Genomic DNA, 24,259 nt, shown 5'->3' with positions numbered 1-24,259 from the left:
CCAGGCCCTGGTCGCAGGCCGCCGCATCACGCCAGACGCGGTCGTGGACGGCCGGGCCGGCGCGACCAAACCAGCGCCCGAACATCGGCTCAGCCCGCCAGGCGCCGCTTCACCAGGACCGAGACCTGGCCCATGTCGGCCTGGCCCGCCAGCTGCGGCTTGAGCACCGCCATCAGCTTGCCCATGTCGGCCGGACCGGCGGCGCCGGTCTGGGCGATGGCGGCGTCGATCGCGGCCAGGACTTCGGCCTCGCCCATCTTTTCGGGCAGGTAGCGTTCGATCACGACCATCTCGTCGCGCTCGATGGCGGCCAGGTCCTCGCGGCCCGCCGCCTCGAACTGGCTGATCGAGTCCTTGCGCTGCTTGACCGCCTTCTCCAGCACCGCGATCACGCCGGCGTCGTCGAGTTCGATGCGCTCGTCGACTTCACGCTGCTTGATGCCGGCGTTCATCAGCCGAATCACGCCGAGCGAGTGCTTGTCGCCGCTCTTCATGGCGGCCTTCATGTCGTCGGTGAGGCGTTGCTTGAGGGACATGGCGTGCTCCTTGGGGGGAAGGCGCCAGCGCGCGCGGGGGGCGCCGGCGGCAAAGGGGTGCGGGAGTGAATGGCCCGGGCGCGGTGCTGGAACGGACCGCGCAGAAATGCAAAAAGCCGGCGGCGCCAATGCGCGGCCGGCTTCTGCCTGTGCAGCGATCCCGGGCGGGGGTTGCCCGCCGGTCGATCAGTACAGGCGCTGACGCTTGGTGACGTCGCGCGAGGTGCGACGCGACTGACGCTTCACCGCGGCCGCAGCCTTGCGCTTGCGTTCCTGCGTCGGCTTCTCGTAGAACTCGCGCTTGCGGGTCTCGGCCAGGACGCCGGCCTTTTCGCAGGTGCGCTTGAAGCGGCGGAGCGCAAACTCGAAGGGCTCGTTTTCGCGGACTTTGACGCTGGGCATACGTAATCTCGTTGAGGGACCGACCCGGTCCGGCCGGGGAGCCGCGTATGATAGCGGGCGCTCCGGTGGCGGTGCAACTGGTGGAGCGGAAAACCAAGGCCAGGCCCCGGCGAGGCGTCGATTCGCGGGTTCCGGGCCATTTCCGCGCCCCGCCAGATCCTCCCCGGGCTCCGCCTTTTCCGCGGTCCCCCATTATCGCCGTCCCGGTCCCGCTTCCCCCATGAACATCCTCGGCATCGAAACCAGCTGCGACGAAACCGGGGTGGCCGTCTACGCCATCGGCGTCGGGCTGCGGGCCCATGCCGTGTACAGCCAGATCGAGCTGCACGCGCAATACGGCGGCGTGGTGCCCGAGCTGGCCAGCCGCGACCACGTCCGCAAGCTGCTGCCGCTGATCCGGCAGACCCTGGACGAAGCCGGCCTGGGCACGGGCGACATCGACGGCGTGGCCTATACGGCCGGCCCGGGCCTGGTCGGGGCGCTGCTGGTGGGCGCCGGCGTGGCCCGCTCGCTCGCCTGGGCGCTGGACGTGCCGGCCATCGGCGTGCACCACATGGAAGGCCACCTGCTGGCGCCGCTGATGGAGGACGCCACCACCCAGCCGCCGTTCGTGGCGCTGCTGGTCTCCGGCGGACATACCCAGCTGGTGGCGGTGGAGGCGATCGGCCGCTACCGGCTGCTGGGCGAGACGCTGGACGATGCCGCCGGCGAGGCCTTCGACAAGACCGCCAAGATGATGGACCTGCCGTACCCGGGCGGGCCGCAGCTGGCGGCGCTGGCCGAACAGGGCCGGCCCGGCATCTACCGCTTCTCGCGGCCGATGACCGATCGGCCGGGGCTGGATTTCAGCTTCAGCGGGCTCAAGACCCAGGTCCTGCTGACCTGGCGCGACAGCGACAAGAGCGCGCAGACCCGGGCCGACATCGCCCGCGCCTTCGAGGACGCGGTGGTCGACACCCTGGCGATCAAATGCGAGCGCGCCCTGGAGGCCGCCGGCTGCGACACCCTGGTGGTCGCCGGTGGTGTCGGCGCGAACCGCCGGCTGCGCGCGCGGCTGCAGGCGATGGCCGAAAAGCGTGGTGGCCGGGTGAGCTTCCCGCGCCCGGTGTTCTGCACCGACAACGGCGCGATGATCGCCTTCGCCGGTGCCCTGCGCCTGGCGGCCGGACAACACGGCGACGCCGCCGTCCGGGTCACCCCGCGCTGGGACATGGCCACGCTCGACGCCGTCGGCTGAAGCGGCGCGCCGCCGGCGAACCGGCCGCCGTCCCTGCGGGCGATGGGCCTGCCCATTTCGATGAAGCCGCCCGCGCCGGGTGCCTGCGTTGCGGGCGACCGCCATTGCGTGCCGTATCCCGTTACGATCACTGGACCCTGCCAGTCAGGGGGCGATGCTGCGCACTGGGGAGCGCGGCGGCACCTGCGCCCCCGCTTCGCCGACAAGAACGGGATAACGCGCGTGGACAAAGTCTTCATTGAAGGCCTCGAGATCGAAGCCCTGATCGGCATCTACGACTGGGAGCGACGCATCCGCCAGCCGCTGGTGTTCGACCTGGAGATGCAGTTCGACAACCGCATCCCCGCCGCGTCCGATGCGATCGCCGACACGCTGGATTACAAGGCCGTCAGCAAGCGGGTGATCGAATACGTGGGCGCGTCCCAGTTCGGCCTGGTGGAAACCCTCGCCGAACGCGTGGCCGGGATCATCCTCGACGAGTTCGCGGTCGAACACGTGCGCCTGAAGCTGAGCAAGCCCGGCGCCGTGCGCGGCGCGCGCGCGGTGGGCGTCATGATCGAGCGCACCCGCGTGGCCGGCGCGCCCCGCGTGATCCGCGAGCACGCGGGCGAGGACACCATCATCGCGCCGCCCGCCGTGACCGTCGCCGCACCGGCCGCGGCCGAAGTGCTGGCGACGCAGGTCGAACCGATCACCGCGTCGGCCGCCGATGCCACCGAGGTGCGCGAAACGGCTTCGTCGACGTCACCCTTCGAGGCCGCGCTGTCGGCCGCCGTCTCCGGCTGGCACGCGCCGCGCTCTCCGAGGACATGGCTGCGACGGCGGATGACGCGAGCGCCGACACCGGCTTCGCCGACGGCGAGGGCCCCGCGGACATCGAGACGGCCGGTGTTTCGGCGGATGACCCCGGCACGCAACCGCCAGGCGGATTCGAGCAGAACGTGGACGGGGCGCCGCTGGAGCAGGAACCACTGGAGCCGGAAGCGCTGGAACCGGAAGTCCTGGAGCGGGAACCCCTGGAGCAGGTCTCGGAGCAGGCATCCGCGGACGCCGAAGCAATCGCCACCGACGAAGCCGCTGTTCCCGAGACGATGGCTGCGATCGCCGAGACTGCGGCCGCCGAGACCGGCGCCGAGGAGTCCAGCGACCTGGCGTCAGGCGAGGGCGCGGACACCATGGAAGCGGAGGCGGCGTCGGAGTCCCGCGAGGTCGCCACGCCGCGCGAACGCGCCGATTTCATGCACTTCCTCGACGAAGCGCCCATCATCCAGGGCATCGACCTGGTCGAGTCTCCGGATACGAGCGGCATCGCGGCGGGGAGTTCGCCTCACGCGGACGCCGCGCTGGCCGCGCCGGCGCAGATCGCAACCGAACAGGCGACGCAGCGCACGACGGAGCCGGAAGCACCGGCCGATACCGGCGCGGGGGCCGGCGAGCCCGAATCCGCGGCGCCCGCGCCGCCGACCACGTCCGCCAGCGCACCCGCGGCGGAACGGCCGCTGCTGTTCGCCGCCGCCGTGGCGCCCGTGCGCGCCGAGCCGACGCCGCGCCAGGCGCCGCCGCCGCCGCCGCGTCCACGCAATCCCGCGGCCGACCTGGGGCGCACGACGCGGCCGGCCTACCTCAGCCTGGGCAGCAACATCGAGCCCGAACAGAACCTGCGCTCGGCACTGATGGCGCTGCGCGCGCGCTTCGGCGAAGTGATCGTATCGCCCGTGTACCGCATGCCCGCGGTCGGCTTCGATGGGCCCGACTTCCTCAACGCCGCCGCGATCATCGACAGCGACCTGGACCCGTTCGCGCTCACCCGCTGGCTGCACGGCATCGAGAACGCGCACGGCCGCATCCGCAGCCACGTCAAGAACTCCAGCCGCACGCTCGACATGGACATCATCTTCTTCGACGACCTGGTGCTCGACATGCCCGGCGGCCTGCAGCTGCCGCGCCCGGAACTGCGGCATGCATTCGTGCTCAAGCCGCTGGTGGACATCGCACCGGGTTTCGTCGACCCCGTGCGTGGCGTCCACCTGTGGCCGACGTCTGGGCCTCGCATCCCGAGCGCGGCAACCGCTTCGCGACCGTGATGATCTGACGATGTGCCCCCCGCTGCGCGGGGGTGAGAGGACGCGTTTGCGGACCACGGGTCCGCGCGTCGTCGAACGCCAGCAGGCCATGCCTGCTGGCCGGGACGGTTGGGATGGGGGCCGCCGATCGCCGCGTATCAGCCCGGCCGTTGAAAGCGCGGGGGACGGTTGGGACAGGGGATCAGGTCACCATGTCCCACCCCCTCAAGTCTCCAGCAACCGCCCCCCATCCACCCGCAGCACCTGGCCGGTGCTGTAGCTCGCATCGCGCAGCAGCCACAAGACGGCCTGCGCGATCTCCTCGGGCGACCCCAGCCGTTGCAGCGGCGTGCGGTCCAGCATCGCGGCCTTCTCGGCCTCGTCCTTCTCCAGCCCGCCGCCGGCTTCCGGCCAGAGGATCGCGCCGGGCGAGATCGCGTTGACGCGCACCGCCGGCGCCAGCTCCAGCGCCAGCGCCCGCGTCATCATCACCACCGCGGCCTTGCTCATCGAATAGACGCTGTGCGCGCGCAGCGGACGTTCGCCGTGGATGTCGGCCAGGTTGACGATCGCGCCACCGGTGGCGGCCAGGTGCGGCGCCGCCGCCTGCGCGAGGAAGAACGGCGCGCGCACGTTGCTGGCGAACAGGTCGTCCCACTGCGCCGGCGTGGTGCGGCCCAGCGGGGTGGGATGGAACGCGGAGGCGTTGTTGACCAGGCCGTCCAGCCGGCCGAAGCGCCCGACGGTGTGGGCCACCAGTTCGGGCAGGCGATCGAACTGCCGCAGGTCGGCCTGCAGCACCAGTGTGCTGCCCGGCCGCAGGGCATCGAGCTGCGCCGCCAGCGCGTCCATCTCGGCGCGCGAGGTATGGCAGTGCAGCGCCAGGTCGAAGCCCGCCGCATGCAGGCAGCGGGCGATGGCCGCGCCGATGCGGCGCGCGCTGCCGGTGACCAGCGCCACCGGACGCACTTGCCCTGCCAGGTCGATCACGGCCGCCATGGATGTGCTGGTCTCCGCCCGGGTTCCTGCCTGCGGCCGGCGGCGCGCGATGTGCGCGTGAACGCCCGGCGGCGGCTTTCGGCCAAAATAGCAGAATGTCCACACTGCCCCCGCCCGATGCCGACGCGCTGGCCCACAGCGCGCGCCTGGCCGACCTCATCCGCCACGAGATCGACGCCAGCGATGGCGCGATCCCGTTTTCCCGTTTCATGGAACTGGCGCTCTACGCGCCGGGCCTGGGCTACTACAGCGCCGGCGCGCACAAGTTCGGCGAGGGCGGGGACTTCGTCACCGCGCCGGAACTGGGTCCCGTGTTCGCCGCGTGCGTGGCCGAAGCCGTCGCGCCGGTGATGCAGCAGATCGGGCCGGAGGCGGTGTTCCTCGAACTGGGCGGCGGCAGCGGCGCGTTCGCGCAGACCGCACTCAAGCGCCTGCTCGACCTGGACGCACTGCCCGACCGCTACCTGATCCTGGAGCCCAGCGCCGACCTGCGCCAGCGCCAGCGCGCGCGCCTGGAGCAGCACCTGCCCGGCCCGCTGTTCGACCTGATGGAATGGCCCGACGGACCGCTGCCGCACGAGTGGAACGGCGTGCTGTTCGCCAACGAGGTGATCGACGCCCTGCCCACGCCGCGCTTCGCGCTGCGCGACGGCGAGGTCTACGAGGAATACGTCACCACCGACGCCGACGGTTTCGCGATCACCCTGCGCCCGGCCGACGCCTTCCTCGGCAACGCGGTACGGCACCTGGAGCGCGGCCTGGACCGCCCCTTCGAGGACGGCTACCGCTCCGAAGTGCTGCCGCAGCTGCCGTACTGGATCCAGGCCGTTTCCGGCGGCATGCGCCGCGGCGCGATGCTGCTCATCGACTACGGCCACCCGCGCAGCGAGTTCTACCTGCCCGACCGCCGCGACGGCACGCTGCGCGCCTACTACCGCCACCACATGCACGAAGCGCCGCTGCAGTGGCCGGGGCTGCAGGACCTCACCGCGTCGGTCGACTTCACCGCGCTGGCCGAAGCCGGCGTCGCCGCGGGGTTCGATTTCACCGGCTATTGCTCGCAGGCCAGCTTCCTGCTGGGCAACGGCCTGGCTGGGGTGCTCGAGCGCATCGAGCGCATCGACGATCCGCTCGAGCAGCAGCGGCGCCGCAACGAGGTCAAGACGCTCACCCTGCCCAGCCAGATGGGCGAACGCTTCCAGGTGATGGGCTTCCAGAAGGACGTGGAGTTCGGCGCGGCCTTCCTGGCCGGCGACCTGAGCTTCCGCCTGTGAGGCGCCCGGTCCTGCTCGCCCGCGGCGCGGGCCGCGAGGCCTCGCCGTGAGACCGGTGCGCAAACCGCCGGGGCCGCTGCTGCGCCCGTTTCGCCGGCCGGCGCTCTGGGTGGTCCTGTGGCTGGCCGCGATCGCCGTGACCATCGTCGTCTGCCTGCTGCCGCCACCGCCGGTGTCCGTGCCACGCGGGTTCGACAAGCTCGAGCACGTGCTGGGCTACACCGCCTTGTCGGTGGGCGCGGTCTGGCTGTTCGCCGGGGATGCGCGGCCAGTGCCGCGCCGCCGCGGCCCTGGTCGCGCTCGGGGTCGCGCTGGAATGGGCGCAGGGCGCGCTCACGACCACCCGTCTGGCGGACCCGGCCGACGCCCTGGCCAATGCCGTGGGGGTGCTGCTGGGGCTGGCGGTGGCCGCGACGCCGGCGGCCACCTGGCTGCAGCGCCTGGACTCACGCCTGGGGCCGTAGCGCAGGCGTCGGGCGGGTCTCGACCCGCTGCATGGGAGGTCGGGGCGCGTCCGGCGGGTCAAGACCCGCCCTATGAATCCACCGCCCTCCATAGGGCGGGTCTCGACCCGCCGCATTGGGGGCTGGGGCGCGTCCGGCGGGCGAAGCTCCACCCATGAATTCAACAGCCTCCATAGGGCGGGTCTTGACCCGCCACCACGGACGATCGAGCACTCGTCGTGGCCGGCCCGCAGGACGTCCAAGCCGCTCCAGCTGGCCCGGGCTGCTGCCTCCGCAAGTCCATACGCAAGCCTCCAAAAGCTCGAGGTGCGATCGTCGTCGGCGGGCATTTGCGTGGCCCTGATCAGCAAATTGCGCGGCCAAACTTTGCAAACATCGCGCCTAATCTGTTAAGAACGCGTTCAGCCGTTTGCGGCGTGCCGCCCGGTGACGCGAGACGCAGGGATCCAAGCGTCTCAGACAGCCACGCGACCTTTTGGAGAGTGCTCGAATGAAGTCCGTTTTGCATGGCGCAACAAGACATTCCATGGCCGTCGCCATCCGTCGAGCGCTCTGGGGTAGCGCCGTGATGGCACTGGCCGGCACGACCACCGTGTACGCGCAGGAAACCACGCCCGCGCCGGCACCGCAGGAAGAAGCCACGACGCTGGATACGGTGTCGGTGCTGGGCAGCCGTACCAAGCCGCGTACCGAGGCCAGCTCGGCGGTGCCGATCGACATCTTCGACGGCGAGAAATTCCAGAACGAGCCGTCCGTCGACATGCTCGACAAGATGCGCACGCTGGTGCCCTCGTTCGTGGTCAGCACCATCCCGATCGACGACGCGGCCTCGCTGGTCCGTCCGGCCACCCTGCGCGGCCTGCCGCCGGACAACACCCTGGTGCTGGTCAACGGCAAGCGCCGCCACCGCGCCGCGGTCATTACCTTCCTCGGCCACGGCGTGGCCGATGGCGCCCAGGGCCCGGACATCTCGGTGATCCCGTCGATGGCGCTGGAGCAGGTGGAAGTCCTGCGTGACGGCGCCGCCGCCCAGTACGGTTCGGATGCCATCGCCGGCGTGATCAACTTCGGCCTCAAGCGCAGCGACCACGGCGGAGCCGCCGAGGCCTTCTTCGGCCAGTTCTACGAGGGCGACGGCTTCACCCAGCAGTACGGCGTCCAGCAGGGCCTGCCCGTGACCGAAAACGGCTTCCTCACGCTGACCGCCGAATGGCGCAGCGCCGATGCCACCTCGCGCAGCGTGCAGCGCGACGATGCCGCCGCCGTCGCCGCCGCCGGTTACCCGGGCGTGCGCGATCCGGCGCAGATCTGGGGCTCGCCCGAAACCCACGAGGACATGAAGTTCGTCGCCAACTTCGGCCTGTCCGGCGAGAACATCGACTTCTACGGCTTCGGCAACTACGCCAAGCGCGACGTCGAAGGCGGCTTCTACTACCGCAACCCGACCACCCGCAGCGGCGTGTTCTCCAACGACGGCGGCAACACGCTGCTGATCGGCGACCTGGACACCTCCAACGCGGTGACCTGCCCGACCATCGCGCTGCGCGACGGCGCCGGCAACCTGATCGACTACGCCACGGTCAGCGCCCAGGTCGGCGCGCTGCCGGCCGAATGCTTCACCTTCCTCTCGCAGTTCCCGGGCGGCTTCACGCCCCAGTTCGGCGGCCGGATGGAAGACAGCTCGCTGGTGCTGGGCGTAAAGGGCGTGTGGGGCGACGGCTGGCATTGGGACCTGAGCGGCAGCTACGGTCGCAACGACATCAAGTTCTACATGCTCAACACCATCAACGCCTCGATGGGCCCCGAGCAGCCGGGCAGCAACGAGTTCGCGCCTGGCGGCAACCGCCAGACCGAGACCAGCTTCAACTTCGACGTCGGCCACGACATCGAAACCGGCTTCACCCACGGCGGGCCGATCGCCCTGGCGATGGGTGCCGAATGGCGCGACGAAGAGTTCGAGATCAGCGCCGGCGACTACTCGTCGTACGCGATCGGGCCGCTGGTCGACCAGGGCTTCTCGCTGGGCTCCAACGGCTTCAACGGCTTCAACCCGCGTACGGCCGGCGCCCACAGCCGCGACAACTGGGCGGTGTACGTCGATGCCGAAGCGCCCTTCACCGAGCAGTTCCGGATGTCGGCGGCGGTGCGCTATGAGGACTTCAGCGACTTCGGCGGCACCACCAACTGGAAGCTGACCGGTCGCTACGACTTCACCGAAACCTTCGCCCTGCGCGGCGCCATCAGCACCGGCTTCCGTGCACCGACGCCGGGCCAGGCCAACGCCGAGCAGGTGACCACCTCGTTCATCAACGGCCAGCTGCGCGACACCGCCGTGCTGGCGCCGACCAATGCCATCGCCGCGTTCTACGGCGCCGAGCCGCTGACGCCCGAGGAGTCGACCAACTACTCGCTGGGCCTGGTCTGGAACAGCGGTCCGTGGCTGGCCACGGCCGACTGGTACCTGATCAAGACCGAAGACCGCATCGCGCTGAGCAACTTCTTCACCGTCAGCGACGCCGACCGCGCCGCGCTGGTGGCAGCCGGCCATCCCGAGGCGGCCTCGATCAGCGAGGTCCAGTTCTTCGTCAACGACTTCGACACCAAGACCTCCGGCCTGGACGTCGTCGGCAGCTACACGGGTGACCACTTCGGCGGCCACACGACCTACTCGCTGGCGGCCAACTGGAACCACACCGAGGTCACCGACCGCACGGAGGCCATCATCAGCGACATGCGCGTCAAGAAGCTGGAAGAGTCGCTGCCGGCCTACCGCGGCTACATCGGCGTCGACCACCAGCGCGAGGTGTTCCATGCCAATGCCCGCCTGAACTGGTACGGCGGCTTCTTCGAAGACCACCTGGACGACGGCGGCCTGCCGATCGACGAGGGCAGCGCGGTTACGGTCGACGCGGAGATCGGCTGGAAGTTCGCTTCGGGCCTGTACGTCAACGTCGGCGCGCAGAACCTGTTCGACAAGGTGCCCAGCGACAACCCGTGGGGCGGCATTGCCGGTGCGAAGTACCCCGTGCATTCGCCGTACGGCTTCAACGGCGGCTTCTACTACACGCGCGTCGGCTTCAAGTGGTAAAACCAAGACTCGTCCTGGAGCGGCACTGCTCCAGGACGGTCGTCGCAGGACGCAAACCCGCCGGACGGTCATGGACCGTCCGGTTTTTTTTGCCCGCCGCTTTTACGGCCTGCGTTCCTTGACAGCAGCAATGGCGGCGATGCGCGCGCGCCGCAGCGCCGCGCCCAGCGCCTCGCCCTGCAGTTCGCCGGGCAAATCGCGCGCCTTGATCGCCATGGCGGCGGCGTGCATCTCGCGCAAGCGGTCGCCGGGCGGGTAGGCCACGTCCGCCAGTCCCGCGCGGCCGCGCTTGTCGGCCTCGCACGCCGTGGCGATGCGGTCGACGCGCTCGGGGCGGCGGAAGGCGTCGCAGCGTTCGAGCAGCTCGTACACGGTCTGCGGCCGCATCTCGTCGATGCGGTGGATGTTGAGGTGGTCGCGGACCACGCAGCGCGCGAGCTGGCGGTGTTCCACCGGCACCTTCAGGCGCGCGCACAGCACGTCCAGCGGTTCCAGGCCGGCCTTCTCGTGGCCGATGTGGCGCGGCAGCACGTGTTCGGGCGTCAGCGCCTTGCCCAGGTCGTGGGTGAGCGCGGCAAAACCCACCAGCTCGTCGCCCGGCGCCAGCGCGGCGGCCATGTCGCACACCAGTTCCACGTGCACGCCGGTGTCGACTTCCGGATGGTATTCGGCGCGCTGCGGCACGCCGTACAGCGCCTCGACCTCGGGCAGCACGACGGCGAGCGCACCGCAGTCGTGCAGGGTGCGCAGGAAGGCCGACGGCGTGGTGCTGGTGATCGCGCGGCGCAGTTCCTGCCACACCCGCTCGGCGGTGAGCTCGGCCAGTTCGCCGCTCGCGACCATCTGCCGCATCAGCGCCATCGTCTCCGGGGCGACGGTGAAGCCCAGGTGCGCGAAGCGGGCCATGAAGCGGGCCGCGCGCAGCACCCGCAGCGGATCCTCGCCGAAGGCGGGACTGACGTGGCGCAGCACGCGCAGTTCCAGGTCGCGTGCACCGTGATAAGGGTCGATCAGCGGGCCGTCGAAGTCGGCCTCCGGATCGCGGGGATGTTCGCCGGGAGGTTCGCCGGAAGGATCGCCGGCAGAACCGCCGCCCCCGCGCGCCTGCGCGATGGCGTTGATGGTGAAGTCGCGCCGCTGCAGGTCTTCCTCCAGCGTGACCGAAGGGTCGGCGCTGACGGTGAACCCCTTGTAGCCGCGGCCGGACTTGCGTTCGGTGCGCGCCAGCGCGTACTCCTCGCCGGTGGCCGGATGCAGGAAGACGGGGAAGTCCTTGCCGACGGCCTTGAAGCCGGCCGCCTCCATCGACTCGGGCGTCTGGCCCACCACGACGTAGTCGCGGTCGCCGTGCGGCAACCCGAGCAGCCGGTCGCGGACGGCGCCGCCGACGAGGTAGATGTCCATGCGCGGTCCTGCCGGCTTCGGAACGCTAGGCCTTCTGCGCCAGCAGCGCGACGATGTCGCGCGCGCCGGCATCGCGGCCCAGGCTGCGTTCGATCGGCGCGGCCTGGCCGGAGATCCAGATGCGCAGTTCGGACTCCATGTCGAAGTGGCCCGCCGTCTCGATCGAGAACATGACGATGCTGCGGTAGGGCACGCTGAGGTATTCCACCTTGCTGCCGGTCACGCCCTGCTTGTTGGTCAGGATCAGGCGGCGGTCGGTGAACACGATGAGGTCGCGGATCAGGCCGAACGCGCGCTGCACGTTCTCGCCCGGCGCCAGCAGCGGCGCGAAGTCCTCGGCGATCTTGTCCAGGTTCTTTTCGCTGGCGTGGCCCAGCAGGGTGTCGATCAGGCCCATGGGCACCTCCTCGAAGTGGGGGAAGTGAGTGTGCCAGTTTGAGTGCGGAAGAGCGGTGCAGCGCGGGCCGACAGCTCCATCCCCGTTTACGGGGATGGTTGGGATGGGGGCCGAGGCTCGCCCGGATGCCGATGCAACCGTTGTCCCGAGAGGAGCCCGCTTCGTTCGAGTACGACGCGACCGTCCACCCCAACCCCAGCCCTCCCCCGCGCCACGGGGGAGGGAGCTCACGTTCTTGATGTGGGCAAGCCGCAGCGGGCCCGGGGGCCGTAGCGCGCTGCGGCGCGTTCAAGGCCCCTCGCGGGTGCCCGTTGCCGGTGGCGCTCTAGCTGCGCCGCTTCCGCCGCGTCGCCGGCTTCGCCGGCGCGGCGGCCGGCGGTGCCGCGGTGGGCGCGGGCGCGGTGGCCATCGGGCAGACGAACTTCTTGCGCGGGCCTTCCGTGCGGCCGCGCAGACGGTCCGTCAGGCGTAGCGCGTCGCCGTTGAGGCGCCAGTCGTAGAGGACGCTGAAGGCCAGCACGCGGGCGACGTATTCGCGCGTTTCCTTGTAACTGATGGTCTCGATCCAGAAGTCCGGGTCCATGCCCGGGCGCTGGGTCCGCCAGCGCGACAGCGGCGCGGGGCCGGCGTTGTAGCCGGCGATGGCGAAGTACGGCTGGCCGCCGTACTGGTCCAGCAGCTGGCGCAGGTAGGCCGTGCCCAGCACGATGTTGGTGTCGGGGTTGTACAGCGAGTCGGCGCCGCCCCACGGCAGGCCCAGCCTGCTGGCCACGCTGGCGCCGGTGCCGGGCAGCACCTGCATCAGGCCCATGGCGTTGGCCTGCGAGCGGGCGCGCGGATCGAACACGCTCTCGGCGCGGATCTCCGCCGCCACCCAGGCCGGGTCGATCCGGTTGGCCGCCGCCTCGCGGCGGATGGTGGCGTCGTGGTGCAGCGGGAATCGCAGCGTGTACAACCGCAGCTCGTCGGGGCGCGCCTCGCCCTTGGGATCCTTGCCCAGCGCGAACACCGCGCGGTCGAACCAGCCGTTGGCCTGCGCCACTTCCACCGCCATGCGCCGCTGCGCGTCGGTGAAGCGCGAAAGCGCCTCGTCCCATTCGCGCGTCGCCCAGCCCTTGCGCTCGATCCGGTACAGGCCCATCGCGCGGACGATCGCCGGGTCGCGCGCCACCGCGGCTTCGTCGGCCGGCGCGTCCTCCGGCATCCACGGGCACAGCGTGTACGGCGCGCCGATCTCGTCGGCCGCCAGGAAACCATGGAACTCGGGCTTCTTCGCCGCTTCGGCGAACAGGCGCTGCGCGGCGGCCTTGTCGCCGGTGCGTTGCGCCAGCCGCGCCTCGAAGTACTGCCAGCGCGCGTCGTTGCGCTGCTTGGCGCCCATCGCGCGGATCGCCGCCAGCGCGGCGGGCCAGTCCGAGCGCGCCATCGCCTCGCGGGCGCGCCATTCGTGCAGGCGATCGTCGAAGCTGGCGGCCGGCACGGCGTTGAGCCGCTGCGCCGATTCGGGTTCATAGGACGCCACCGTCCACAGCGCGGCTTGGTACAGCACCCGGCCGCGCTCCTCGTCGGTGAAGCCCAGCGCCTGCGCGTACTTCGGCAGCTGCGTTTCGCCGGTCGCCGGCGCCGACTTGGCCAGGCGGGCCAGGCCGTGCGAGGCGATGCGCCGGCTGCGCGCCGTCTTCGGCCAGTCCAGCGCGCGCGGATGGATGGCGTCGACGAAGGCGGCGTAGTCGTTGGCCAGGGCCAGTTCCTCGGGCGGCAGGCCGCGCGCCGCGGCGCGCATCACGCCCGGCTGCCACTCCTCGGCGGCCTTTTCGATGCGTTCCCAGCGCAGCTCGCCGCTGAGCGCGCCCTTGGCGGCCAGCGCGTCGAACACCGGGTCGCAGGTGGCCGGCAGCGGCTTGCCGCCGGCGCGCCACACCGCCTTGGCATCCTCTATCCATTGCGCGTCGTCCCTGCCCAGCACCTGGCGCGCCTGCAGCTGCACGCAGCGCAGGTCGGAACTGCGCGCGCCGAGCGCGGGCTTCCACGCCGCCAGCACGGTCGACCAGTCCTTGCGGCGCGCCGCCGCCGCCACCCACATCTCGCGGAAGGCTTCGCCCGCGGCCTGGCCGCCGTAGCGCTGCAGGAAGGCATTGGCGCGTTCGGATGAAACGCTGTCGATGTCGTGGCGCAGGCCGGCGTATTCCACCCAGCCATAGAGCGGATGGCCGGCGATGTCGGCGAACGACGCGGCGTCGAAGCCGTCGCGCTCGGCGGCCTCGATGGCGCTGCGCACGCGCGGCAGCTGCGCATCGGGGCGGACGGCGGCGGTGCTGGCGGACGCGCCGCCCTGGGCGGCGTTGCGCGCGGGCCAGGCCAGCGTGGACTGGCCCATGGCGGCCGGTGCGATGCAGGCGGCCAGCGTCACCAGCGTGGTGATCAACAGTCGGGGGGACATAGCGCCGGACTATAACGGAGCATCGTGAACAGCAGGTCGCCACCGCGGCGAGGACGCGTGTGCACGCACGCCGCCGCACAACGCACGGCCGCTGGCTGCATGATCGGTCGCGCGCGCCGCAGCTCGCCGTCCGGATTTCGCCCGCGAGTTAGTGAAAAAGACTCGCGAGCGTCCCGTTTTTGCACGCGCGCGTCCAAAAAAGAGACGCGCGCGACCGGAAAAGACACGCCGGCGAGTGATTTTCGGACGCTCGCGTCCAAAAAAGAGACGCGAGCGTCCTGGAATGACACGCGCGCGTGCAAAAACGGGACGCGCGCGTCCGGAAAAGACACGCGCGCGTGCAAAAAAGAGTAACTCGCGGGCCATCTCCGGACGTCGGCGCCCCGCGTCGGCACCCCGCGTCGGCACCGGCCACCCCCGCGGGTCGACCCGGCTGAGCAGCCCGGATCCTGTGCCACCATCGCCAGCCCTCATTCGACGGAGTTGCCGTGGCTGCCTCGATCCTGATCTTCCTGCTGCTGGGTGCCGTGGCCGGCGTCCTGGCCGGCCTGCTCGGCGTCGGCGGCGGTCTGGTGCTGGTGGCGGCGCTGGCCTGGCTGCTGCCCACGCTCGGCGTGCCGCAGGAAGCAGCGATGCACGCCGCACTGGCCAGTTCGCTGGCCAGCATCGTGCTGACCGCGGCGGCGTCCGCCCGCGCGCACCACCGCCGCGGCAGCGTGCTGTGGCCGACCGTGGCCTGGATGGTGCCGGGGCTGCTGCTGGGTGGCTGGCTGGGCAGCGGGGTCGCGGTGCGCATCGACGGCGACGCGCTGCGCTGGATCGTCGCCGGCTACTGCCTGCTGGCCGCCGCGCAGCTGACCTTCTCCCGCCCGCGGACCGGCGTGGGCGCCGACCTGGCGCCGCGGGGCCCGGCCATGAGCGCCGCGGGCGTCGCCATCGGCGCGGTCTCGGCCGTCGTCGGGATCGGCGGCGGCAGCATGACGGTCCCCCTGCTGGTCTGGCGCGGCGTCGCCCCGGTCCGCGCGGTGGGGACGTCCTCGGCCTGCGGCGTGGCCATCGGGCTGGCCAGCGCCGTGGGCTACGCCATGCACGCACCCGATGGTGCGCTGCCGCAATTCTCCGTGGGCTACGTGTACCTGCCTGCCGCAATTGGGGTAGCCGCCGCCTCGGTGCTCGCCGCGCCGTGGGGAACCCGGCTGGCGCATCGGCTGCACGGGACCACGCTCAAGCGCGTCTTCGCGGTGTTCCTGGTGCTGGTCGGCCTCAGCCTGATGCTCAAGGGATAGGGGTGCCGCTGGTCAGCAGGACCTCCGACGCCTTGTCGTCGCTTCACTAATTGTTTACAAACCCTTGACGCCATGTTCCGCAAAGGGCATCGGCGCCTTGATTGCTGTCCCGCGCCCCGTTTTGAGAAACGCCCGATTCCAAGAAGCCGTTCTTAAAAAAGCCCGTTCTGAGAAGTCTTAAGGAGAGAGAGTCGATGAAAGCGCTGCACCGACGTACCCTGGCCCAGGCCATCCAGCTGTCCCTCCTGCTCGGTCTGCCGCTTGCCGCGACCGCCCAGGACGCCCCGGCGCCGGGCGCCACCACCCTCGACACCGTGACCGTCACCGGTTCGCGCATCAAGAAGGCCGACCTGGAAACCCAGGTGCCGGTCCAGACGCTGACCCGCGAGGACATCGAGCGCACCGGCCTGACCTCGATCGGCGAGATCGTCCAGAACCTCACCGGCTCGGGCTCCGCCCTCAACACCAAGTTCAACTCCTCCGGCAACTTCGGCTTCTCGCCCAACGGCGACGGCGTCGGCGCCGGTTCGGCGCAGGTCGACCTGCGCAACCTGGGTCCCAAGCGCGTGCTGGTCCTGGTGGACGGCATGCGTTGGGTCAACGAGTCCTCGGCCTCCGGCGTGAGCGCCGCGGTCGACCTCAACACCATCCCGCTGGCCCTGGTCGAGCGCATCGACGTGCTCGAGGACGGCGCGTCCTCGATCTACGGCTCCGACGCCATCGCCGGCGTGGTCAACATCATCACCCGCCGCAACTTCGAAGGCGGGCAGGTCACGCTCAACCACGGCCAGTACAGCGAAGGCGACGGCGACATCAACGGCGCCGACCTCGCCTGGGGCATGAACACCGACCGCAGCAACCTGTTCCTCAGCCTGAGCTACACCGAGCAGGACGAAGTGCGCGCCTCCGACCGCGACATCAGCGCGATCCCGATCCAGGGCGGCAGCTCGCGCGTGCCCGGCGGCCGTTTCGCCTTCGTCGACGACGCCGGCAACGTCTACGACCTGACGACCAATCCCGGCCTGAACAACCCGGTGTACACGCCGGGCCTGCCGGACTGCGACTCGGGCGTGGCGCGCACCGACGACTTCCATTGCTTCGACTTCGCCACCGACGCGTTCAACTACGCGCCGTACAACCTGGTGATCACGCCCTCCAAGCGCGCCGGCGTGTTCGGCCAGTACCGCTTCCGCATCAACGACGGCCTGGGCTTCTACGCCAAGGCGCTGTTCAACCGTCGCGAGTCGACCAACCAGGCCGCGCCCGAACCCATCGACCTCGGTCCGGGTGCCGGCACGACCTATGGCTCGGATGTCTTCATCCCGGCCAACCATCCGTTCAATCCGTTCGGCATCGACCTGGTTGGCGGCAATGACGGCAACATCCTGACCATCCGCCGCCGTCCGCTCGAGGGCGGTCCGCGCATCTTCGAACAGCAGGTCGACACGCAGTACATCGCGGCGGGCCTGGAAGGTTCCTTCGGCGGCGACAAGACCTTCTTCTGGGACGTCAACGCGGCCTGGAGCAAGAACGAAGCCGACCAGACCAACCGCGGCAGCTACAACTCCCGCAACATCGCCCTCGCCCTGGGCGACCCGGCGGTCTGCGCGGCCACCCCGGGCTGCACGCCGCTGGACATCTTCGGCTTCGGCACGATGACGCCGGCGATGCTGGAGTGGATCAGCCCGGTCTTCCGCGACCGCAGCGAACAGGAACTGACCCAGTTCACCGCCAACCTGAGCGGCGACATCGTCGAAATGCCGGCCGGCCCGCTGTCGTTCGCGACCGGCTTCGAGTACCGCAAGTATGAGGGCGCCTACAACCCCGACCCGCAGACCGTGCGTGGCGAGTACAACGGCGTGCCCTCGCTGCCGACCGCAGGCAGCTACCACGTCAACGAGCTGTTCGTTGAGCTCAACGTGCCGCTGATGCGCGATTCGGCCTTCGGCAAGAGCCTGGACCTGAGCCTGGCCGGCCGCTATTCGGACTACTCGACCTTCGGCGGCGAATTCACGCCCAAGTACGGCCTGCGCTGGCAGGTGGCCGACGAGCTGCTGTTCCGCGCCACCTACGCCGAAGGCTTCCGCGCCCCGTCGATCGGTGAGCTGTTCGGCTCGCAGAGCCGCTTCGATGCGCTGATCACCGACCCCTGCCTGGTGCCGCCGACCGCGCCCCCGGGCAGCGTCGCCCCGATCGCCTGCCCGGGTGTCCCGGTGGGTGCGCAGCAGACCGATCCGCAGATCTCCGTGCTGACCGGCGGCAACCCCGCGCTGGAACCCGAACGCGCCCGCAGCTTCAGTGCCGGCATGGTGTTCAGCCCGGGCTTCGCCTCCGGCGCCTCGTGGTCGGAACGCCTCGACTTCGAAGTGACCTTCTACCGCCACAACCTGGAAGGCGCGATCCAGGCGATCGATGCCCAGACCCAGCTCAACCTGTGCGCGCAGACCAACAGCCCGCAGTACTGCACGGGCATCACCCGTCTGCCCTCGGGCGAGATCGACGAGTTCGCCAACTTCCTGATCAACCTGGGTTCGATCAAGACCGACGGCTGGGACGCGGACATCTTCTGGACGCTGCCGGAAACCAGCTTCGGCCAGTTCAAGCTGAGCTGGCAGAACACCATCGTGACGCGCTACGAAGCACGCGGCGCCGCCGGCCAGCTGCAGCCGCAGGGCGTGGGCGTGGTGGTGAACGATTCGGCCATCCCCGAGTGGACCAGCAACGCGGTGTTCGGCTGGAAGATGGACAACTGGTTCGCCTCGTGGACCGTGCGCCACATCTCGGACATGGAAGAGGCCTGCCTGGCCGCCGATCCGGCGATCTTCTGCACGACCCCGACCACCAACAAGATCGACGCGATCACCTACAACGACGCGCAGGTGGGCTACAAGTTCAACTGGATGAAGGGCCTGGAAATCGCGGTCGGCGTCAACAACATGTTCAGCAAGGATCCGCCGGTCTGCACCTCGTGCTCGCTCAACGGGTACGAAGCGTCGACCTACGACATCCCGGACGGCCAGTTCTGGTACGTGCGTGCGGACCTGCGCTTCTGATCACTACGCTTCTGATCAATGCGGGTCGATACATGCGGTTGATCGACGCGGCCTGATGGTCGCGGTCTGATCGGGAAACAAGGAACGGCCGGTGGATTCCACCGGCCGTTTTTCCTTGCGTGGAGAGGGCGATCGCAGTACGCACGCCCGGGTAAGCTCAGGCTTTTCCAGCCCCGATCACCATGAGCGTTGAGCCCCGACCAAACGACAGGCGTCCGCGCATCGGCCGGGTGCTTGGATGGGCGCTCTTGTTGCTGCCTGTGCTCCATCTCGCGACGTGCGCGTATTCGTCGCGGAAGAACGCGGCCGCGTTCGACCAGATCCAGCTCGGTGATCCGGAGCAGGAGGTGATCCTCGCCTTCGGACGGCCATCGGTTCGGGAGATGGCAGGCGACCCGCCCCTTCATCGCTACAGCGACGAGGGGTGCAGGTCGCCCTGTGCGGAACGCTTATGGTTCGAGCATCGACCAGGTCTCGACCTGGAGGCCTGGTCGGTCGACCTGGACGCAAACCGCAGGGTCGTGGTGAAGCGGCACTGGGTGTCGCCCTGACGGCTGGTTGAGATCTGCGATCGGGGAAACCACTCGATTTTGGAAAGCACGTAACCCACCGAAGCCCCGCTCATGCGGGGCTTCTTCATTTGGCACCTTCCCCTCCATTGCAAAAGACAGGGAGGTCCTCCGGAAGGCCGGGGAGCATTCCCGCAAGCCTCCAGCGACTCCGGAAGGCTGGGGAGGATTCCGGCAAGCCGCCAGCGACTCCGGAAGGCTGGGGAGGATTCCGGCAAGCCGCCAGCGACTCCGGAAGGCCGGAATTGGATTCGCGAATCCGGATTTCGCCTTCCGGAATCCGGAATCGGCCTTCCCGAAGACGGATTTGGCCTTCGCGAGTCCTCTGCAGGCTTCGGGAAGACCGGATTGGGATTCGGGAAGACCGGATTGGGATTCGGGAAGACCAAAACTGGATTCGCGAAGACCGGATCTGCATTCGGGAAGACCCTTTTCGGCTTCGCGAAGCCGAACCGGGTATCCGGGTCGGCAAAGCGGCCCTCGGGAAGGTCGCCGGCGACGGCGCTTGAAGCGAAATGTTCCCCGACAAGCCTGCGACCGCGTACGGCCGCCATCCGCGCTGCGTCCTACCTTCGCAGCGCCGTCTCCGGCACGTCCAGTTCCAGCGACAGTGCCAGGTGGTCGGAGGCCGCCGCGGCCATCGCGCGCGCGTGGTGGCGGACCAGGCCGTCGCCCAGCAGGATGTGGTCGATCGCGCGCTGCGGTCGCCAGCTGGGGAAGGTCGCGACGACGCTGTCGGGCGGCTGCAGGCGCGTGCGCTTGAACAGCGCCTGCATTTCCGGCCGTTCCAGGTCGCAGTTGAAATCGCCCATCAGCACGGCGTTGGGATGGTCGTGCAGCAGTTCGGCGATGAAGGACAGCTGCGAGGCGCGCGAGGCCGCGCCCAGCGACAGGTGCGCGACGGCGATGGTGAGGCCGCGGTTGTCGTTGCCGAAATGGGCCAGCAGCACGCCGCGGCCGGCGATGCGGCCGGGCAGGGCGTGGTCGATCACCTCGATCGGCTCCAGGCGGCTGAGCAGCCCGTTGGCACTGGAGGCCACGCCGCCGACGCGCCGGTTGGGCTGGTGGCTCCAGTAGTGGAAGCCGCCGCGCTGGGCGAGGTAGTGGGTCTGGTTGGTGAAACCCGAGCGCAGGCTGCCCGGGTCGCTTTCATTGAGGCCGACGATGTCGTGCTCGCCGGCCAGCTGCGCGATGGTGTCGAGGCTCAGGCGCTTGCCCATCGGCAGCACGTGCGACCAGCTGCGCATCGCGTAGTCGCTGTAGCGGCGCGTGCTCGAGCCGGCCTGGATGTTGGCGCTCAGCAGGCGCAGCCGGCGGTGGCCAGTCAGGGGTGCTGCCGTGGCCACCGCGGGCGTCCGTCGCTTCCTGGCGATCAGCCGCCGCTGCGCGCGGCGCGCTCCTGGGCCACCAGGTGCGTGGCGATGCGCAGGGTGTCTTCCAGGGTCTTGCCCTTGATCTTGTACTTGCCGTCCACCACCACGCTCGGGCTGGAGTCGACGGCGCTGCGCTGCATGAACTGCAGGGCGCGCTTGAACTTGGCGTCCACCGCGAAGCTGCCCATGGTGCTGGCGAACTGGGCGGCGTCGGCGCCGTAGCCGGCGTACCAGGCGCTGATGGTCTCGGCGTTGGCGTCGTGCATGTCGATCTTGTGGTCCAGATGCACGGCACGGAACATCGCCTCGTGCGTCTTGCCCAGCAGGCCCAGCGATTCGGCCGCGTAGTAGGCGCGCGCGAAAGGCTCGGGATTGCCGCCGAACGGGCCCGCCACCGGGGTGAACTTCACGTCGGCCGGCTGGCGGGCGCGCCAGGCGCGGACCAGCGGTTCGAACGCGGCGCAGTGGGGGCAGGTGTAGCTGAAGACTTCGACCACTTCGATCTTGCCGCTGCCCGGCTCGAACGGCTGGCCACCGGCGATCTCCTCGTAGTCGATGCCCGCGACCGGGGCGGGGCCGACCGGGACGTCGGGGCTGGCGGCCGGCGGAATGTCCGCCGACTCGGCGACAGGCGCGGCCGGGGTGGCCGCGGTAGCCGGTGCATCGGTCGCCGGAGCGGCCGGGGTGGCGGCTTCCGTGGTGGCCGGCGCGGTCTCGGCGGTGGGTGCCGGAGCGTCCTTGTTACAGGCCGCCAGCGGCAACAGCAGGGTCAGCAGCAGGGTGGCACGCAAGCTCATGGAGTTTCTCCGCGAAAGGATTCTGGGGCGGCGCGTGGTGCGCCCGGACGGTGGACGGTCGCGCTCGGCGCGACCGGGCTGCCGGCAAGCATAGGGCCCACAGTGGACCCGTGGACGTGTGCGTGCCGTCTTGTGGGTGGCGTGGTTGGGCGCGCCGCTCAGCGGCGGCGCTTGGCGGCCGCGCGTTCGCGGGCGACCAGCTGGCCGGCGATGCGCAGCTGGTCCTCGAAGGTCCGGCCGGTGACGAGGTAACGGCCGTTCACCACCAGCGCCGGCGTGCCTTCCAGGCCGCTGCCCAGCGCGAACTCACGGGCCCGCGCCATCTTCGCCGCGACGGCGGGGCTGGCGGCGGCGGCCGTGAACCGGCCGGCGTCCAGGCCGAGTTCGGCGTAGTAGGAGGCTACTTCGCCCAGGGTGGCGTTGCGGGGAAGCGTGTGCGCCTCGTGGATCGCCTGGAAGGTGCGGGCGTGGGTCGTGCCCAGCGCGCCCATGCTCTCGGCGGCGAAGTAGGCCTGGCCCAGCGCGTCGTCGGCTTCGTACACCAGCGGGACGTAGCTGAAGCGCACGTCCTTGGGCAGCCTGGCCTTCCACGCCTGCACCATCGGGTCGAAGTTGGCGCAGTGGTGGCAGGTGTAGAGGAAGATCTCGGCCACTTCGATCTTGCCCGCCAGCGGCGCATACGGCTGGCCGTCGGCGATGACGGTGTAGTCCTGGCCCTCGACGAGGGCCGGGGCCGCCGGCGCGGCAGGCGCGGCGTACGCCGTCACCGGGGCGAGCGCGGTGGAGAGCGCGGTCGAGAGGAGCAGGGCCAGCAGCAGGGCGATTCGTGCGGTCATGGGAAGCCTGTCGGAGCATGGGAGGGGCGTTCGCCGGACCCCGCGCGGGTGGCGGGCGGATTGGCGGCGCATCAAAACAAGTCGTGCCAAACAAAAACGCCGACCGTGGCGACACGGTCGGCGTATTGAACCTCAGTGCGGCAGCCTGTGACCGCGCACGGCGTCCTTAAGTTCAGCCGCCGGTAGCGGGGGCGACGGCCGGAGTCGCGGCGACGCCGGCCGGACGGGCGTGCAGGCCCTGCAGGTAGCTCGACAGCGCGCGGATCTCCTCGTCGCTGAGCTTGCCGGCGATCGAGGCCATGATCTGGAACTGGGCCGGATTGGCCTGGGTGGTGGTGCCGGCGCGGTATTCCTCCAGGCGGCGCTGGGTATAGGCCGACTGCTGGCCGGCGACCGCCGGGTAGGCGGGACCGGGGTTGCCGGCGCCGGCGGGGCCGTGGCAGGCCATGCAGGCGGGCAGGCCGCGGGCCTTGTCGCCGCTGCGGAACAGCTGCTGGCCGATCTCGAAGAACTTCTTGTCCTTGTAGGTGCCGGCGCTGACGACCATGTCGTCGGCGATGCCGGCGCCCGGCTTCTGGGTGGCGAAGTAGGCGCCCAGGTCGCGGGCGTCCTGCGCGGTCAGCGCGTCGGCGAAGGGCTTCATGACGGCCGCCATGCCGGTGTTGCGCTCGCCGCTCTTGAACAGGGCGATCTGGTGGGCCAGGTAGCGCTCGCTCTGGCCGGCCAGGCGCGGGTATTGCGGGTCGGTCGGGTTGCCGTCCAGGCCGTGGCAGGCCGCGCAGGTGCCGGCCTTGGTGGCGCCCGCCTTCACGTCGCCCCAGGTCGCCGGCTTCTCGACCAGCGGCGCGGTCTGCACGGGTGCGTTGTCCGGCACCGGGGTGACCGTGGCTTGGGCGAAGGCAACGGCGGCTGCTGCAAAGGCAGACAGGCCGACGAGGCCGAGGACGCGGGCGTGGCGCATGAGCTGGGCTCCGGGATTGCTTGACAGGGCGCCTAAGGAATTCGGGCGCCGAAACCGGGAAATTATGGTTGCCGGCCGACGGCGGGTCAAACCAAGCAGTGGCGGGCGGGGCGCGGGTGGACCGGGCAGGGGTCGCGCCGGCGTCACCGGGGTGCGGTCGGGCGGGGCGGGGAGGCCGGGTGCACCGGGCGCCTTGGGTGGTGGGGCGGGGGGCGGAAGCCGGCGTGGCGGGGGGCGCGGGGGATGGTTTCCCGTTGGCAACGCGCGGCGGCGCGTTTGGGCCCGGACATTCGTGGAAAAGCCACCTCAGTTTGCCTTCGCAACGCGCGGCGGCGCGTTTGGGCTCTGCCTTGGGCCTTTTTTCCACCATGCGCCTTGCGCCATGCGATCCTGTTCACATGGCTACCCCCAATCCCTTCGCCCGCGCCCACTATCTTCTGGCGGCCCACAACCCGCGCCAGCTCCCCGCCGACGGCGGTTATGAGGTGGCCTTCGCCGGCCGTTCCAACGCCGGCAAGTCGAGCGCGCTCAACGCGATTTGCCAGCAGAACGCGCTGGCCCGGGTCTCCAAGACGCCCGGCCGGACCCAGCAGCTGGTGTTTTTCGACCTGGTGCCGCCCGGATCGCCGGAGCCGGGTACCAAGTTCCTGGTCGACCTGCCGGGCTACGGCTACGCCAAGGTGCCGCAGGAGCTGCAGGCGCACTGGCAGGCCTTCATCCAGAGCTACTTCAACACCCGCCAGGCGCTGAAGGGGTTGGTGGTGGTGATGGACATCCGGCATCCGCTCAAGGACTACGACCGGCAGATGCTCGGCTACGCCGTGCAGCGCGAGCTGCCCGCGCACGTGCTGCTGACCAAGGCCGACAAGCTCAGCCGCGGCGCCGCCATGAACACCCTGCAGGCCGTGCGCATGGAACTGTCGCGCGCGTTCGGCGACACCGTGAGCGTGCAGACCTACTCGGGTGAGTCCAAGCAGGGCGTCGACGAAGCGCGCGCGGTGATCGCGCGCTGGCTGGAGTTGTAAGGCATCGGTCGGCGGACGTTTACGGGCGACGGGACTGCATCAGAAGACAGGCGCT

Annotated in this window: 18 protein-coding genes and 2 pseudogenes; 10 read left to right on the top strand and 10 right to left on the bottom strand. The window is 70.2% G+C overall.

Features of this window, described 5'->3' with window-relative positions:
- Positions 1-89: 89 nt before the first annotated feature.
- The gene (locus tag I8J32_RS03475; RefSeq protein WP_200615159.1) at positions 90-536 is read right to left on the bottom strand and encodes a GatB/YqeY domain-containing protein; all 447 of its coding nucleotides are present in this window, start codon (positions 534-536) and stop codon (positions 90-92) included.
- A 186-nt stretch (positions 537-722) separates the two neighbouring features.
- A complete protein-coding gene (gene rpsU / locus I8J32_RS03470) occupies positions 723-938 on the bottom strand; it encodes a 30S ribosomal protein S21 (protein ID WP_182823286.1) in 216 nt (71 codons plus the stop codon).
- Positions 939-1,158: 220 nt separating this feature from the next.
- Here rpsU and tsaD point away from each other — a divergent pair, with 220 nt between their 5' ends.
- The 3 genes and pseudogenes from tsaD to folK all read left to right on the top strand — a co-directional run bounded on the left by tsaD (position 1,159) and on the right by folK (position 4,267).
- On the top strand, positions 1,159-2,175 hold the full coding sequence (gene tsaD, locus I8J32_RS03465; RefSeq protein ID WP_200615161.1) for a tRNA (adenosine(37)-N6)-threonylcarbamoyltransferase complex transferase subunit TsaD: 1,017 nt from the start codon (positions 1,159-1,161) through the stop codon (positions 2,173-2,175).
- 222 nt (positions 2,176-2,397) lie between these two features.
- A pseudogene (gene folB / locus I8J32_RS03460) lies at positions 2,398-2,745 on the top strand (dihydroneopterin aldolase); the annotation flags it as partial.
- A gap of 1,103 nt (positions 2,746-3,848) precedes the next feature.
- A pseudogene (folK, locus tag I8J32_RS17490) lies at positions 3,849-4,267 on the top strand (2-amino-4-hydroxy-6-hydroxymethyldihydropteridine diphosphokinase).
- A gap of 196 nt (positions 4,268-4,463) precedes the next feature.
- Here the strand turns inward: folK and I8J32_RS03450 are convergent.
- Positions 4,464-5,237: a pteridine reductase gene (locus tag I8J32_RS03450; RefSeq protein ID WP_200615163.1), complete on the bottom strand. Its 774-nt coding sequence runs from the start codon at positions 5,235-5,237 to the stop codon at positions 4,464-4,466.
- Between the two features lie 95 nt (positions 5,238-5,332).
- On the opposite strand from I8J32_RS03450, the gene I8J32_RS03445 reads away from it, so the two are divergent.
- The 3 genes from I8J32_RS03445 (at position 5,333) to I8J32_RS03435 (ending at position 10,063) form a co-directional block, all read left to right on the top strand.
- Positions 5,333-6,511, top strand: coding sequence for a class I SAM-dependent methyltransferase (locus tag I8J32_RS03445; RefSeq protein ID WP_200615164.1), 1,179 nt, complete (start codon positions 5,333-5,335; stop codon positions 6,509-6,511).
- 260 nt (positions 6,512-6,771) lie between these two features.
- Entirely contained in the window at positions 6,772-6,975 is a 204-nt protein-coding gene (locus I8J32_RS18025) for a hypothetical protein (RefSeq protein WP_407060985.1), read from the top strand.
- Positions 6,976-7,501: 526 nt separating this feature from the next.
- Positions 7,502-10,063 (top strand): TonB-dependent receptor plug domain-containing protein, encoded by a 2,562-nt coding sequence (locus tag I8J32_RS03435; RefSeq protein ID WP_245156403.1) that lies wholly within the window; start codon positions 7,502-7,504, stop codon positions 10,061-10,063.
- A gap of 102 nt (positions 10,064-10,165) precedes the next feature.
- Here the strand turns inward: I8J32_RS03435 and I8J32_RS03430 are convergent, their stop codons facing one another.
- The 3 genes from I8J32_RS03430 to I8J32_RS03420 all read right to left on the bottom strand — a co-directional run bounded on the left by I8J32_RS03430 (position 10,166) and on the right by I8J32_RS03420 (position 14,304).
- Entirely contained in the window at positions 10,166-11,467 is a 1,302-nt protein-coding gene (locus tag I8J32_RS03430; RefSeq protein ID WP_200615167.1) for a multifunctional CCA addition/repair protein, read from the bottom strand.
- 25 nt (positions 11,468-11,492) lie between these two features.
- Positions 11,493-11,864: a PH domain-containing protein gene (locus I8J32_RS03425; RefSeq protein WP_200615169.1), complete on the bottom strand. Its 372-nt coding sequence runs from the start codon at positions 11,862-11,864 to the stop codon at positions 11,493-11,495.
- A 325-nt stretch (positions 11,865-12,189) separates the two neighbouring features.
- Positions 12,190-14,304 carry a lytic transglycosylase domain-containing protein gene (locus tag I8J32_RS03420; protein ID WP_245156402.1) on the bottom strand — a complete coding sequence of 705 codons (2,115 nt, stop codon included), beginning with the start codon at positions 14,302-14,304 and terminating at the stop codon, positions 12,190-12,192.
- A gap of 488 nt (positions 14,305-14,792) precedes the next feature.
- On the opposite strand from I8J32_RS03420, the gene I8J32_RS03415 reads away from it, so the two are divergent.
- The 3 genes from I8J32_RS03415 to I8J32_RS03405 all read left to right on the top strand — a co-directional run bounded on the left by I8J32_RS03415 (position 14,793) and on the right by I8J32_RS03405 (position 19,194).
- Entirely contained in the window at positions 14,793-15,590 is a 798-nt protein-coding gene (locus tag I8J32_RS03415; protein ID WP_245156401.1) for a sulfite exporter TauE/SafE family protein, read from the top strand.
- A 194-nt stretch (positions 15,591-15,784) separates the two neighbouring features.
- A complete protein-coding gene (locus tag I8J32_RS03410; protein ID WP_200615171.1) occupies positions 15,785-18,643 on the top strand; it encodes a TonB-dependent receptor plug domain-containing protein in 2,859 nt (952 codons plus the stop codon).
- Between the two features lie 182 nt (positions 18,644-18,825).
- Positions 18,826-19,194: a hypothetical protein gene (locus I8J32_RS03405; RefSeq protein ID WP_200615173.1), complete on the top strand. Its 369-nt coding sequence runs from the start codon at positions 18,826-18,828 to the stop codon at positions 19,192-19,194.
- A 584-nt stretch (positions 19,195-19,778) separates the two neighbouring features.
- Here the strand turns inward: I8J32_RS03405 and I8J32_RS03400 are convergent.
- The 4 genes from I8J32_RS03400 to I8J32_RS03385 form a co-directional block, all read right to left on the bottom strand.
- Entirely contained in the window at positions 19,779-20,516 is a 738-nt protein-coding gene (locus I8J32_RS03400) for an endonuclease/exonuclease/phosphatase family protein (protein WP_200615580.1), read from the bottom strand.
- A 68-nt stretch (positions 20,517-20,584) separates the two neighbouring features.
- Positions 20,585-21,382, bottom strand: a complete 798-nt coding sequence (locus tag I8J32_RS03395) for a thiol:disulfide interchange protein DsbA/DsbL (protein ID WP_200615174.1) — start codon at positions 21,380-21,382, stop codon at positions 20,585-20,587.
- Positions 21,383-21,540: 158 nt separating this feature from the next.
- Positions 21,541-22,218 (bottom strand): thiol:disulfide interchange protein DsbA/DsbL, encoded by a 678-nt coding sequence (locus I8J32_RS03390; protein ID WP_200615175.1) that lies wholly within the window; start codon positions 22,216-22,218, stop codon positions 21,541-21,543.
- 172 nt (positions 22,219-22,390) lie between these two features.
- Entirely contained in the window at positions 22,391-23,179 is a 789-nt protein-coding gene (locus I8J32_RS03385) for a c-type cytochrome (protein WP_200615176.1), read from the bottom strand.
- A gap of 398 nt (positions 23,180-23,577) precedes the next feature.
- Between I8J32_RS03385 and yihA the strand changes: the two genes are divergently transcribed.
- Positions 23,578-24,204 (top strand): ribosome biogenesis GTP-binding protein YihA/YsxC, encoded by a 627-nt coding sequence (gene yihA, locus I8J32_RS03380; protein ID WP_200615177.1) that lies wholly within the window; start codon positions 23,578-23,580, stop codon positions 24,202-24,204.
- Positions 24,205-24,259 lie beyond the last annotated feature (55 nt).

It is taken from the genome of Lysobacter solisilvae (assembly GCF_016613535.2).
GTDB lineage: Bacteria > Pseudomonadota > Gammaproteobacteria > Xanthomonadales > Xanthomonadaceae > Agrilutibacter > Agrilutibacter solisilvae.
Note: the sequence above shows the minus strand (reverse complement) of the source record. Positions and strands in the feature narration are given on the sequence as shown.